This is a genomic window from Maribacter ulvicola, from assembly GCF_900155985.1.
GTDB classification, from domain to species: Bacteria; Bacteroidota; Bacteroidia; order Flavobacteriales; family Flavobacteriaceae; genus Maribacter; species Maribacter ulvicola.
Map to the genome: position 1 here is coordinate 1 of NZ_FTMA01000005.1, position 15,411 is coordinate 15,411.

General features: G+C 34.5%; 8 protein-coding genes. 7 read left to right on the top strand and 1 reads right to left on the bottom strand.

Annotation, left to right across the window (positions count from 1 at the left end; all coding sequences use genetic code 11):
- Positions 1-390: alpha-hydroxy-acid oxidizing protein (locus BW936_RS13355; protein ID WP_208611124.1), on the top strand; the 390-nt coding region annotated here is incomplete at its 5' end.
- Between the two features lie 793 nt (positions 391-1,183).
- Here BW936_RS13355 and BW936_RS13360 read toward each other — a convergent pair.
- Entirely contained in the window at positions 1,184-2,194 is a 1,011-nt protein-coding gene (locus BW936_RS13360) for a LacI family DNA-binding transcriptional regulator (protein ID WP_076548911.1), read from the bottom strand.
- Positions 2,195-2,414: 220 nt separating this feature from the next.
- Between BW936_RS13360 and BW936_RS13365 the strand changes: the two genes are divergently transcribed.
- The 6 genes from BW936_RS13365 (at position 2,415) to BW936_RS13390 (ending at position 15,407) form a co-directional block, all read left to right on the top strand.
- Entirely contained in the window at positions 2,415-5,477 is a 3,063-nt protein-coding gene (locus tag BW936_RS13365; RefSeq protein WP_084182084.1) for a SusC/RagA family TonB-linked outer membrane protein, read from the top strand.
- Positions 5,478-5,490: 13 nt separating this feature from the next.
- The gene (locus BW936_RS13370) at positions 5,491-7,248 is read left to right on the top strand and encodes a RagB/SusD family nutrient uptake outer membrane protein (protein ID WP_076549336.1); all 1,758 of its coding nucleotides are present in this window, start codon (positions 5,491-5,493) and stop codon (positions 7,246-7,248) included.
- 277 nt (positions 7,249-7,525) lie between these two features.
- Positions 7,526-10,357, top strand: a complete 2,832-nt coding sequence (locus BW936_RS13375; protein ID WP_076548913.1) for a glycoside hydrolase family 2 — start codon at positions 7,526-7,528, stop codon at positions 10,355-10,357.
- Positions 10,323-12,674 carry a glycoside hydrolase family 95 protein gene (locus tag BW936_RS13380; protein ID WP_143744155.1) on the top strand — a complete coding sequence of 784 codons (2,352 nt, stop codon included), beginning with the start codon at positions 10,323-10,325 and terminating at the stop codon, positions 12,672-12,674. The genes BW936_RS13375 and BW936_RS13380 overlap by 35 nt, the downstream gene beginning before the upstream one ends.
- A 12-nt stretch (positions 12,675-12,686) precedes the next feature.
- Complete coding sequence (locus BW936_RS13385) at positions 12,687-13,790, top strand: glycoside hydrolase family protein (protein WP_076548914.1); 1,104 nt, start codon at positions 12,687-12,689, stop codon at positions 13,788-13,790.
- Positions 13,791-14,036: 246 nt separating this feature from the next.
- On the top strand, positions 14,037-15,407 hold the full coding sequence (locus BW936_RS13390; RefSeq protein ID WP_076548915.1) for a glycosyl hydrolase family 28 protein: 1,371 nt from the start codon (positions 14,037-14,039) through the stop codon (positions 15,405-15,407).
- The last annotated feature ends 4 nt before the right edge of the window (positions 15,408-15,411 follow it).

Sequence of the window (15,411 nt, forward strand, 5' to 3'; positions counted from 1 at the left end):
AAGGGCGTAGCATCAGAAATGGACGCGGAGAAAGCCATCCGCTTAGGCTTGGACGGCATTATCGTATCCAACCATGGTGGCAGGCAGCTAGATGCGGGAGAATCTACCATTAGACCCTTGACCAGAATAGCAGAAAAGTATGGAGATCAAATTAAGGTTATGATGGACAGTGGCCTACGTTCCGGTCCGGATATTGCCAGAACAATGGCTTCTGGCGCAGAGTTCACCTTTTTAGGGCGTTCGTTTATGTACGGGGTGGCGGCATTGGGAAGTAAAGGAGGAAACCACACCATTTCACTCTTAAAGACAGAACTACAACAGGTAATGGAGCAAGTATGCTGTGAGCATACTATGGATTTCCCTAACCACTTAATCAAAAAAATCAAATAGAAAAAAACGGATGATTATTGAAATCTGAACATTTAGAAACAATTTATTCTATCAAATAATCATCCGTAAATAGCACTCTTTATAATATATTAGGTATACATAACTTTTCAATAAATTGCCTAAATCTTCTATATGGTTCGTATTTATCCTACTCCTGTAAAGCATTTAACACAGCTACGAAAACGGTAACTTATTCAGTACCAAAATAAGATTTCTAAAACTAGTGCCAAGCAACACCACTTTAATAGTTATATATTCGATAAAACTTCTATTAAATTGATTCAAAAATTCGCTTTAACCGCAATACCAACTACTTTTCTAAGTGTAGATCAAAAAACATCCTAAACCTGCACAATCACTTTTATAGTAAATAACCTATGTACTCAATTTAATAGGATATTTCTCTTCAAAAAACTGCCATATAAAAATATAATTACGCAATTTAAATCATAAACCTATTTGACCAGTAATCAGAAAAAATTGAAATAAAAAAGTTAAAACAACTCATACAATTCTAACTTCTTCTTAAAAGGTTAATGAACGATTAAAATTTAGGTGACCAGTTAGCTTTTGGTATATGAATAATAAAAATGAGGTGAATCCAAAAAGGACCGCAAAGAAATCTCTATTATATAGAAAATTTAACGCTTAACTACCGGATTTCCTGTTATTTTTAAATCATAGCTTTACCAAGATTTAATGACTGAATGTATGTAACCTTAAACCTAGAATTGTAAAGTACTTGATTATTAAATATCACGCTTAGGTTTTTTCATGTAACTATATGTTATTACTAACTTCGAGAAGAGGATTTCCTAATATTCAAATCGCCGTTCATAATTACGGTTTCGCGCTCTATTACTATATTATTTATTGATTTACAAAGCATTTCTGCAGCAGTTTTTCCCATTTCATAAGTAGGCTGCTTAACGCTACTTAGCTTGGGCGACATTAAGCTTGCCATTTTTGTTTCTGTAAATCCTATTACTCCTATATCCTCAGGTACAGCTATGGAATGTTCTGATAAAATACTTATGACCGATAAGGCTACCAAATCGTTAATACACATAAATGCATCGGGTAAATCATCATCCAATATTAATTCTTCAACAATCACAGTTGCATCCTCAGCTAATAGTCCGGTTTCTATAATTTTAAAACTTGAAGTTGGAAATTTATATTTTTCCATAGCTTTTTTAAATCCGGATATTCTATCATGCGAAATAGACAGATTTTTGTTTCCTGCTAGATGGTATATTTTTTTATATCCCTTTTGTATAAGATGCTCGGTTGCAAGGTAGCTCCATTTAATATTATTGAACAGCACTTTCTTGGCAGGAAATGACTCCTTTACTCTATTCACGAAAACAATATGTTGCCCTTTGCTTATCTTTTCTAGATAAAAATTCATATTCTCGCTATCACAACTAGGGCAAATAATCAAACCATCTACTCTATTGTTCAAAAGAGTTTCAACATTTTTAAATTCTAAAGAGGGACAGTTGTTCGATTGCATTGTTAATACTTGATAACCATTGACATTTAAAACCTCTTGAATGCCTGAAATTACCTCTGAATAATATTCATTGATAAATTCAGGTACAATGACACCAATATTGAAACTTTTATTCTGTTTTAGTTTTTGGGCTATTGGATTAGGGTGATAACCCATTTCTTTTGCCACTCTTAAAATTCGCTCCCTAGTTTCTTTTTTAATATCATATTTATCATTGAAAGCACGCGATACAGAAGATATCGATACGTTAAGTCTTTTTGCGACATCTTTGATGGTAGTTTTGTTCATAGCAATTATAAATTACGAAATATATATTTATTAATAGAAATTAAAAAATATATCCTATAAAAAACAGAAATAATATACGATATAATTAAAAAAGGGAAACGTTTCCGGAAAATAAAAACCTTTCCGGAAACGCTTTCAATCGATTATTTCTACCTGATTCTATTTTTAAAAAATCATTCATAGTAGTTTGGCGATATTAAATTAACCTAAACCAAACGAAATGAAAAAGAATTTTTTAATGCTAATGTGTTTTGTCCTTAGCTCCATGTTATGGTCTCAAGACAAAAAAATTAGTGGTACGGTAACTGATCAAGAAGGTGTACCATTACCCGGTGTCAACATTACTATTGAAGGAACTAATCAAGGTACTCAAACTGATTTTGATGGTGAATTCTCTATAAACGTAACTGAAGGCGATATGTTGAAATTATCTTACCTAGGTTTTAAAACGCAAACCCAAACCGTTACCCAACAGAACTATATTAATGTCATGCTCATGGAAGATAGTTCCCAACTAGATGAAGTTGTCGTTGTGGGGTATGGAACCACTGGAAAAAAAGATATAACAGGGTCTATTGTTACTATAGACAGTAAAGCTATTACAGAAAGAAGTGTAACAAATATATCTAACGCATTGCAAGGTGCAGCTGCAGGTGTAAGTGTTACTAGATCTTCTTCTGAACCAGGAGCAGGAAATACTATTAGAATTAGAGGAAACACCACGCTACAAGGTGACAATAGTCCTTTAATTCTTGTAGATGATATTCCTGTAGGTAGTCTTAACGACGTACCACCGGATCAAGTAGAAAGTATATCTATTCTTAAAGACGGAGCCGCATCAGCCATTTATGGTTCTAGAGCTGCCGCCGGAGTTATAATAATAACGACTAAAAGAGCTAAAACAGGCGTTACAAGAGTAACATATAATGCAGAGTATTTTATTAATAAACCTACCAAAGAACGAGAGTATGTTGATGCCCTTGGTTATATGCAATTAGATAATGAAAAGGTCTGGAATGATGCCGGTAATAATGAAAACTTATATCCACAATGGTCAGAAGAGACTATTAATGAATATACTTCTGGAACAGCCGAATTAAACCGTGATCTATACCCAGATACAGATTGGGCCGGGCTTATCCTTAAAAAACAGACTACCGGTACAAGACATAACATTAATGTTTCATCTGGTAGTGAAAAACTAAAAACCAATCTTTCGTTAGGGTATGAAAATCAAGATGCTTTTTATGCTAATAGAGATTGGACCCGCTTTACAACTAGAATAAATAACGATATAAAAGTTACTGATAAAATAGGCGTTATTGCTGACATCAACTTTAGATTAGTAGAAGATAGAAGACCAATTTTAGATCCAACTGGTGATGCCTTACAGGCCGCACCAATATATGCAGCATTATGGGAAGACGGTAGAATAGCTGAAGGTAAGTCTGGAAATAACGTATATGCCAGATTAAATGAAGGTGGTTCTTACAGTGGGGATTCTTATCAGTTTGGAGGTAAACTAGGTATCTTCTTCAAACCAATCGAAGCATTAAAGATTTCTTTAAACTTAGCACCAAGGTTTGACTTTTTTAAATCTAAATCTTTTTCTAAAACCGTTAGATATTGGGCATTTGACGATCCTGAAATGTTAGGATCAAGTGCTTTTATTCAGGATCATGGAAGCACAAACTTAAACGAAAAAAGAACCAATAATAATTCTATAACCACCCAAGCTATTGTTAATTACAATAAGAAATTTAACAAACATTCTGTTGAATTATTAGGCGGTTATGAAGAATACTCCAACGAATCTGAAGGTTTGGAAGTATTGGGCAGGGAATTTTTAAGTAATGACTTTCCTTATCTAAGTCAAGCACCAACAGATAAAGTTTTTGATGACGGATCATATATATCAGAAACAGCCTATGCATCTGTTTTTGGTAGATTCAATTATAATTTTGATAACAAATATTATTTAGGAGCCACCGTAAGACGTGATGGTTCATCTAGGTTTAGTAGTGATTACAGGTGGGGTAATTTTCCTTCCATTTCGGCGGCCTGGACAATTTCTAACGAAAACTTCATGGAATCTTTTGAGCCAATTTCATTCCTAAAGTTAAAAGCATCTAATGGTAGTTTGGGTAATGATAGGTTAGGTAATTACCTCTATTTATCCGTGTTGCAAATAAGTGATGTTTTAATTGCAAATGGAGCTAACGCAGAATTAGTTAGAGGATTGGCACAACGCTATTTAACCACACCAGATATTTCATGGGAAACAACCAACTCTACTAATTTTGGTGTTGAATTGGGCTTATTTGATGATAGACTTTCTTTAGAAGGTGAATACTTTATCAAAAAAACAGAGGATATGCTGTTAAGTTTAAGTGTGCCAGATTTGGTTGGATTTGACGACCCAACGGTAAATGTAGGAAGTATGGAAACCAAAGGATGGGAAGTTCAAGCGTCATGGAACGATAGAATAGGTGATGATTTTAATTTTTCTATATCTGCCAATGTTTCAGATTCTGAATCTATCATTGGAGACATCAATGATAAGCGTCTTTTTTCTGGCAATACTCTATCAGAAGAAGGTAGCCAATTTAGAGAACTATATGGTTTACAATCTGATGGGTTATTTCAGACTCAAGATGAAGTAGACAATTCACCTCTTACCAGTGATGCCGTAAAGCCCGGTGACGTAAAATATAAAGATCTTAGTGGACCTGATGGTACTCCAGATGGTGTAATCAACGATTTTGACAAAACATTCTTAGGCAGTTCAGGACCTAGGTATTATTATGGAGGTAGAATTAATTTAGATTACAAAGGCTTCGATTTTGGACTTGTTTTTCAAGGCGTAGGTAAGTACAATTTTAACTTAGGAGCAGATTATATACAACCTTTAGTAGGTGGTTGGTTGACTCCTTCAAAAGAATATGCAAGTAGCTATTGGAGTGTTAATAAAACTCCAGAAGAAAATCTATCTGTAAAATACCCAAGAATATCTTCTACATCTAATAGCAATAATTACCGCTTTTCAGATTATTGGTTAATGGATGGATCTTATTTAAAAATTAAAACCTTGTCCTTAGGGTATACCATACCTTCCAAAGCGCTAGAAAAAACAGGTGTATTCAACAGCATTAGATTGTTTGCTTCTGCCAATGACTTTTTTACGTTTGATAAGTTACCTGATGGGGTAGATCCAGAACAGGCATCAGGAAGAGGTTATTTTTTAACTAAATCTTTTGTTTTTGGAATTAAAGCTAATTTTTAAAAAAATGAAAAAAATGAAAAAAAATAAATATATAGTAGCAATATCAGTAGTTCTGTTTTCAATTGTATCATGTACAGAACTAGATCTAGTACCATTAGATACTCCCACAACATCTCCTTTTGTAAGTACACAGCAATTTCGAGAGGGTTTAAATGAAGGTTATAGACATGTATTTTGGATAGAAGATGATTCTGACAACGGAATAGATGATGACAAACAGGTCAGAACTTCCTTAGATAGAATAAAAGCCGGAACCTTAACCGCTGAAGACGGTACGGTTGCTAATAATTGGTCTGTAGCCTATAAAGCCATTTCAAGAATACTATCCGTAAAAAAACAAATAGAAAATCAAAATGGAGTTCTTTCTGATAACGAAATAAATACATTCCTAGGAGAAGCAAATTTCCTGATAGCTTCTAATTGGGCTTACCTAATTACACATTTTGGAGATGTTCCATTTTACGAAAGTCAACTTAGTGTTGAAGAGACGTTTGAAATGAGCAGAACAGATAAAGCTACTATCCTACAAAAGGTTTATGCATACTATGATATTGCCATATCAAATTTACCGGTTTCTTATAGTGGATATCAATATGCAACTAAAGGTGCTGCCTTGGCCATGAAAGCAAGGACTGCATTATATATGGGAGATTTTGAAACAGCGGCCCAAGCTGCTAAAGATTGTATGGATTTAGGAGTGTATGAGTTACACCCGGATTTTTCAGAGCTATTTTCAGCTACCACCCGGAATTCTAAAGAACATGTTTTTACTTTACCTAGAAATGAAGAATTAAATATTGTAAGAGGAGACCGTATTAGATGGTATATGCCCAGAAATCATGGAGGATGGGGAGGCCAAGGGCCTACTTGGGCCTTGTTGGCATCATTTGAATGTATAGATGGTTTACCCATTGACGAATCTCCACTGTTCGACCCTCAAAATCCTTTTAAAAATAGAGACCCTAGGTGTGCAAAAACTATTATTCCCTTTGGATCTTTGGAAGAAGGTGATGGATTACTTCCCAGAGATGGATCAAACTTCTTAGGAATAGAATTTAATCCGCATCCAGAGAAAAAAGAAGTAATGAATTTTAATACAGGTGAATTAACTAGAAATAATGATAGCCGTTCTATAGGTGCATTTGCTCCTTTTAATGGATTATTATGGAATAAAGGCGTTGAAGAAACTTGGAAAAATCCTTTTAGACCGGATCCAAATAGAATGATTATGAGATATGCAGATGTATTATTAATGTATGCTGAGGCTAAGATTGAACTAAATCAAATAGATGCCAGTGTGTTAAATGCCATGAATCAAGTAAGGGATAGGGCATATGCAAATTCAGGACATTCTAACCCAACCATTACGACCACTAACCAAGCTGAATTAAGATATAAAATAAGAAACGAAAGAAGAGCAGAATTTGCTTTTGAAAAATTACGATATATGGATTTAATTAGATGGCGTATTGCCGAAAAAGCCATTACAGGTTTTCATTACGGGCTAGCGGATGTAGCTGCAAATGCAGATGTAAATATAGCGCCAACCGGTCCATTAATGGACAATGTAGTAACACCAGGTTTATGGTTTTGGGGCTTAACGCCTGAATTGGATGAAGACGGCATTGCAGACTTTAATCCTCTAGTGGCAGCTGGAATGGCAAAAGTACTAGCGGAGACTAATTTCCCTGAAAGGCAATATTTATATCCTATACCAATTGAAGAAACCTTGTTGTCTCCTAACCTGCTACCAAACAACCCCGGATATTAATAAAATTCATATTCATAATTAGCGCAGTTTAGTTTTTTTTAGTTAATAATAGAAATCCCTTAAAAATACTTAAGGGATTTCTTATCTAACTCTCCCTTGTTTTCCAATCCAACAATTAAAATATAACCTTATAACTATCAGTTAAATAATTAAAAAAATAATACTATTTAAGTTGTTTTTCCAATCAGAATTCAAAAGATAAAAGGTAGAATGAAATAAGCATAATGGATAAGTAATGTTTGTCATACTAATGCCTAATAAATCTAGTATACTTAAAATGAAAATTCCAATATTTATATTAATTATATATCTAGTATTAACCACGCTTGTAACCGCTCAAGAAATAAATTCTATTTCTTTAAATGGCGATTGGCAATTTAAAACAGATATATACAACCAAGGAGTAGATGATCATTGGTACAAACAACTACATGACTCCAGTTCTTGGGAAAATATAAAAGTTCCAGGAAATTGGGATTTAAAAAATGAACATGCAGATTATGCCGGTAAAGCTTGGTATAAAAAACGTTTTAATATTCCAGCAAATGTAAATGGAAAGGTACTAAGACTACAGTTTGAAAGTGTTTATAACGATGCAATAGTATGGATAAATGGAAAATTAGTTGGGGAAAATCACTTAGGTTTTCTTTCATTTGAATTTGATGTAAGTCAACATGTGCGTTACGGAGAAGAAAATGAAATAACGGTATTGGTAGACAATACCTTTAAGCGTGGAGCTATTTGGAACTGGGGCGGTATTCGTAGACCTGTCTCAATAAAAGTTTCTAATAAAATTTATATAGACTACCAACATGTAACTGCTTTACCTGACCTTGAGAGAGGTGTTGCCGAAATTAAAATTAAAGTGGCTGTTGTAAATAAAGACGTTAAAAAGAGAGTTGCCGTTCTAAATTCTTCTATTTATTTTAATGATAAAATCATTGCAAAATCAGCCGTTAATCAACATAAACTCATAATCGAAGCAGGAAAAACCGTTTATAAAACGATATCCTATAAAATTCCTAAAAAGTTGGTTAAGCTATGGCATTTTAACCAACCTAATTTATATACGCATAAAAGTATAATTACGGACATTGAAACACCATCTAATTTGGATCAAAGGATAGACCAATTTGGTATACGGGATATTACTGTAGAGGGGTTGCAATTTAAACTTAATGGAGAGGCAATTCGTCCGGTTGGCTTTAATTTGGTAGCAGAAGATAGAACAACCGGTAATACACTTCCGCTTTGGCGTATTAAAGAAGATATTGATTTAATGAAATCTTTAGGTGCTAATATGGCAAGACTTAGCCATGCTCCTTTACCCAAACAACTGTTAGATTATTTGGACGAAAAAGGCATTATGACTTTTGAGGAAGTATCGCTTTGGGGTAAAGACCCTATGGTAGACCCAGATCACAGCGTTCCCAAAGAATGGTTGTCAAAAATGATTCAAGAAAAATTTAATCATCCTTCAATAATTGGATGGAGTGTTGGTAATGAAATAGGAGGTGGTAGAAACCCTAAAATTAGAGATTATGTAAAAACAGCCATTCTACAAGCTAAGAAAGCAGACCCCAATAGGTTGGCTTTGTATGTTTCAGATTCTGCCCCAGATGATGAAAATGATGCGGTTGAGTTTTCAGATATGATCATGCTTAACTCCTACTCTAACTGGGGAAACCGAGTAGACAAAACCAATAAATTACACCCTAACAAACCCATTTTCATGTCAGAATTGGGTAAAGAACTTACAAGTGAAGACTTAAATGAAGGTGTAATTGATATTACTACCATACTAGATGAATTAAGAAATAAACCACATACAATTGGTGTTTCATTATGGACGTTCAATGATTATAGAAGCTTTTGGCAAGCTAGCCCAACATGGTCTACACCACCAAGTCAAAATAGATCTTGGGGCATAGTAGATGTTTTTAGACAAAAGAAAAAAGCTTTTGGTTTATTTCAAAAAGAATACGCCCCGTTTACAATAGCTCCATTACAGCATTCTAAAAGTACACTCACTCCTGGAGAAGATATTGTAACAACATTTAAATTAAGACCCAGAGGTATAAATGATTTTCCATCGTACCAAATGCAAGGCTATAAATTAGTTTGGTATGTAATTGATAACAAAGGAAAAATAGTATCAGGTAATTTTCTTACACTACCTAAAATGAATCCGGGCGATACAGAATTTATAAAAGACCTAAAGTGGAAAATACCGAAAAATGATGGTCAGTATTTAAAAATAAAAGTAATTGACCCACAAAACTATACCCTTTTTAGTTCTACTGTTTTTACAGCAAAGCCGCCTATTCCAAATATCAAAGAAATTCATACAGGTGACGGAAAAACACGAATAATATTTGAAAAATCACCATTCATCACAAGCGTAAAAGCAAACTATGGTACCAAAACTTTAACTAAAGAAACAATACCTACTATAAATGATTATATTGATATTCCACGTGTAGGTTGGGGTGTTAGCTATAAAGTACAATTAACAGCTATAAATAATTTTGGCGAATCATCTACCGACATCATTACTTTACAACCAGATAAGGATGAACTACCGCCAATAATTCGAAATACCGCCCCCTCTAATAATAGTTTTTTCGTAGGGTATTCTGTAGATAAATCAGACTATTTGTTCGATGTAAAATACGGTACCAAACCCAACCAGTATGATAAGATGATTACCTTCAAAAATGTTGGGGTAAGTCAAATACCTCATTTAGAAAATGGTAAAATTTATTACTATAGAATGAGAAGAAGAGTACAATGGGGATTTACAAGTGAGTGGAGCCATGAGATAAAAGTAATTCCTGATGGTGGTTTACTTCCTAAACCGCCAATAGTAAAAGGAATATTACGAGAAGGGGACAAAGCCCTAATTACCATAGAGCCCGTTTATAAAGCTATAGGTTACCATCTAAGTGTTAGAGAAGTAAATAGTAATATAAATAGGGACATTTATTTTAGTTCAGCGCAAACAGAGACACTATTGGTAGAAAATTTAAATCGCAAAAAAAAGTATCATTATTCTATAACCTCAATAAATTCTAATGGAAACTCCCAAGCAGTACAAATCAATGAATAACCAGCCCAATATACTACTAGTCCTATTTTTAGTAATTTTTAATTTATTGGGTATCCAAGCCCAATCAGACGACAATCTTAAACTTTGGTTTCAGCGACCCGCAAATACTTGGAACGAAGCTTTACCGGTTGGAAATGGTCGTATTGGCACCATGGTATTCGGAGGCGTAAGCACAGAACGCTTACAATTAAATGAAGAAACTATTTTTAAAAAAGATGGTGAGCAGTTAGAAGATGTAAAAGACGGCCATAAATATATAGATCAAGTACGGAATTTACTTTTTAAAGGAAAATACAAGGAAGCGGAAAAATTGCATTTGTCCAAAATCATGGGCAAAAGGTTAGATGGAGGCACCAATACCTACCAGACCTTAGGAGATCTTGATATCATTTTTAATGGCATAAATACTTATTCTGATTATTATAGAGAACTAGATTTAAATAATGCTACGGTAAACACAAAATTTAAAACAGGTAGTGTTTGGCACAATAGAACGGTCTTCGCTTCTACTGTGGACCAAGCCATTGTTATGAAAGCCGATGCTAGTAAACCTGGTAATATTGATTGTACATTGAACCTGTCTAGACCCGGTGAAGGTGAATTGGTTAAGGTTACAAAAAATATGCTGGTTATGACCCAGCATTTGAGCAATGGCAACGGTACTAAGTATGAAGCTAGGGTTTTGGTAACAACTGATGGAGGTTCCATAACTTCAGAAAATAACCGTCTTGTTATTAAAAAGGCCAATAGTCTAGAAATTAGAATAGTTGTGGCTACCGATTACTTTGGTGACGAACCCTCTAAAATATGTGATAGCTATCAAAGCAATATAGAAGACAAAACTTATTCAGCCATATTTAAAGACCATGTGGAAGATTATCAAAGGTTATTTCATAGAATGACTTTTGAGGTACCCGCATCAGAAGCTGCAAAATTTCCTACAGATGAACGCGTTGATGCACAAAAACGGGGAGTTTATGATCCATCATTAGCTACTTTATATTTTCATTTTGGTCGCTACTTATTGATAAGCTCTTCAAGAGAAAATAGCTTACCTGCAAATCTTCAGGGCATTTGGGCCGATGGCTTAGCACCTGCCTGGAATGCAGATTACCATATGAATATCAATGCTCAAATGAATTATTGGCCATCAGAAATTACAAATTTGTCTGAATGCCATTTACCCTTTTTAAAATTTATTGCCAGCCTTAGGGAGAACGGAAGAAAAACCGCTAAAGAACTTTATGGAGCTCGTGGTTTTGCGGCGCATCATACAACAGACCTATCACGTTTTACAACGGCATATGGTAGTACCCAATATGGATCTTGGCCTATGGGTGCAGCTTGGGCTACTACACATTTTTGGGAACATTATTTATTTACGGAAGACAAAGAATTTTTAGCATCTTTAGGTTATCCTGTTATGAAGGAAGCTTCATTATTTTTATCAGATTTCTTGGTTAAAAACCCTAAAACCGGAATGCTAGTTACAGGTCCATCAATGTCACCAGAAAATGTATTTCTAGCTCCTAATGGAGATAAAGCATCACTTACCATGGGTCCTGCAATGGATTTACAAATAGTACGTCACTTATTTAACGGCACAATAATAGCTTCAGAAGAATTAGGAATAGATGTTACCTTCAGAAAAAAGTTGAAATCGCAATTAAGAAACCTTACCCCTTCTATAATTGGTGTAGACGGAAGAATCTTAGAGTGGTCAGATGAAAACTTAAAAGAAGCGTTGCCCGGACATAGACATATTTCACATTTGTACGGTTTATATCCCTCCAATGAGTTTAATTGGAAAGATACCCCAGAATTTATGAAATCTTCAGAAAAAGTAATTGAATCTAGATTGTCTAAAGGTGGTGGACATACCGGTTGGAGCCGCGGGTGGATTATGAATTTCTATGCACGTCTTTTAGACGGTGATAAAATCTGGGAAAATTTAGTTGAACTATGGGCACACAAAACGTTACCTAATTTGTTTGATGACCATCCACCATTTCAAATTGATGGTAATTTTGGAGCAACCGCTGCCTTGGCAGAAATGCTTTTACAATCACATAATGATGAAATAAATATATTACCGGCACTACCAAAAGCATTGCCAAAAGGGAAAATAACTGGGTTAATGGCCCGTGGTGGTTTTGAAGTTGATATTGAATGGGAAAACGGTGACTTACAGAAAGTAAAAATAACCTCTAGACTTGGCAACCCGGCAAAAATAAGATACGGCGCTAAAATAATAGCATATACTATGGATAAAGGTGATTCTATAATACTAGACCAAAACCTTAGCGTAATTGAATAAAGACGACTAAATATGAAAATACCTACAACGTTCATTCTATTAATTTCCATTTACACGGTCATTAATGCACAAGTAAAAGAGTTGAATATTGGTGCCATGGTACAACCCGTGCCAGAATCTTATGTGTTTCAAGACCCTTCGTATTTCATTTGGGGAGGGTCTGTTGTTGAGGGTAAAGATGGAAAATATCATATGTTATATGCGAGATGGCCTAAAACGCTGGGGTTCTCTGCTTGGGTCACCGATTCTGAAATTGCCCATGCAGTAGCAGATAAAGTAGAAGGACCTTATGAAACTTCAGGTACGGTGTTAAAAAGAAGAAACCATTTATTTTGGGATGGTATGGCAACCCATAACCCAACAGTAATTGAAAAGGACGGAAAGTATTACTTGTACTATATGGGGACAACAGGACCTGAAAATATAAAGCGACCTACATCTACCCAACATAAAAGTTGGTGGACCTATAGAAATAACCAACGTATAGGCGTGGCCGTTGCCGACAATCCTCAAGGGCCATGGGAACGTTTTAACAAACCGGTGCTTGATGTTAGTAATACGCCAGGTGCTTATGATGAATTAATGACTTCAAACCCTTCGGTTACGTATAACAATGAAGGTGAGTTTATTATGACGTATAAGGCCGTAGATAAAAACAAGGAAAAACCTAATGGTACTAGAGTCCGTTTTTTAGTTGCATTCGCAGAGCACCCTACAGGGCCTTTTGTTAAGGAAGAAAGACCAATTTTTGAAACTCCAGATAGTAAAGAGTTACACATGGTGGCAGAAGATCCATATATATGGTTTCATGATAGAAAATATAATGCAGTGGTACGAGATGTTGTTGGAAAATTTACCGGTGATACCGGCGCATTGGCACTTTTGGAATCTAAAGATGGTAAAGATTGGAAACCTTCTAAATATGCTAAAGTATTAGGGAGCAAATTTAAATGGGCAAATGGTGAATTAAGCGGAGCAAAATTAGAACGCCCACAATTATTCATAAAAGATGGTATTCCTAAGTTTCTTTTTGGAGCTACAAGTTTAGGGATTAATGGGGCTAGAACAGCTTCAGGCAATGTACGTTTACAATTATTAGATCCAAGCAAAAATTAAAATAATGAAAACTTATCATTTCATGTAAACAGCCAGATGAATAACCGTAATCAATAGAAATCTTACTAAAACAAATAGATATTAAACCATAAACCAAGTGTAAAAAAGTTCTATTTAAGCCCAACAACAACATAAAACAATTGGTTAAAATTAAACGCTAAACACCTGTATGGTTGCTATTTAAACACACATAATTCTTAGATGAACTCAAATAAAATGAAATTTTCAAATAATAAATAAAGTAAAATGAGGACAAAAAGTCATGTTTATTTAAAAGGTATTGTAGTAATGTTAGTATTTTCCATTGCTACGTGTTTAAATTATTCTTGTAAAAGTCAAGTAGAAAATAGGTATATCACATACGACGGACAGGCAAAAAGCGACACCTATCAAGTTACTGTAAATAATGATTCCGTTTTTGTAGCCAAAGAATCCTTTTATGGCAATAAAACTTTTCATACCACACAATTCGCTGCAGATACAGAGACGGTAGTCAGGATAACATCTAAAGACCCGATCAATTCATTTAAAATTAAACCAGCCTATTTAAACATTAAGGCTGTTGTAAAAGAAAATGAGTTGGTATTTACACTCAACAAACCTGAAAAATTATTCATAGAAATTAATGACTATAAACCATTGTGTCTTTTTAGTACACCAACAGAACAGGGTATTCCAGACCCTAATGATTTAGATGTTTTATACTTTAAAAAAGGAGTACATAACGTAGGTGTTCTTAGACCAAAGAACAATCAAACTATCTATTTAGAGCAAGGTGCTATTGTTAAAGGAAGGGTGTATGGCGAGAATGTTAAAAATATAACCATTAAAGGCCGGGGAATTATAGATGCACGAGGTTTTACAAGTAAGAAAGATAAAATCTGCGGATTGGAATTCAAAAATTCCGATCATATAAAAATTGAAGGTATAGGGTTACGAACAGGTATTTGGTGGCAGTCTTTGTTCCTGTTATGTAACGATGTCGATATTTCTCATATGAACCTTATGAGCTTTGGCGAAAACAATGATGGGATAGATATTGATGGTGTTACCAACTTTAAGGTCACCAATAGTTTCATTGGTTGTGGTGACGATGGCTTTGGCTGGCATGCACTAGATGCCGAGGCAAATGGCGAACCAGATACAGCGAACTGTATCGCAGAAAACTGTGTAATTTATAATGCTTATGCCGGAAATGGAATTAGGTTAGGCGCATCTATGGAAACAAAACTATTTAAAAATATCACTTTTAAGAACATTGCCGTTCTAGATCATGTTAATGCTGCAATTAGAAGTGATCATTCTGATTGGGCTGTATTTAAAAATGTAAAGTTCGAAAACTTTTATATCGAAAAACCCAGTCGTCCTATTGAGATTAGAATTGAAAAAACAGGATATAGTAACAATACAGGTTTTAAAAATGAACGTGGGCATTTTGATGGCCTACATTTTGAAAATATTCATGCAAATGGAGGCAAAATTATTTTAGAAGGGTACGATGAAACACATCTTATAGAAAATGTAAGTTTTACCAACTGCTATAATAAGGACGTGAAATTAAAATCAACAAATGATATAACCATAAATGATTTTGTAAGAAACATATCGTTTAAATAAAATA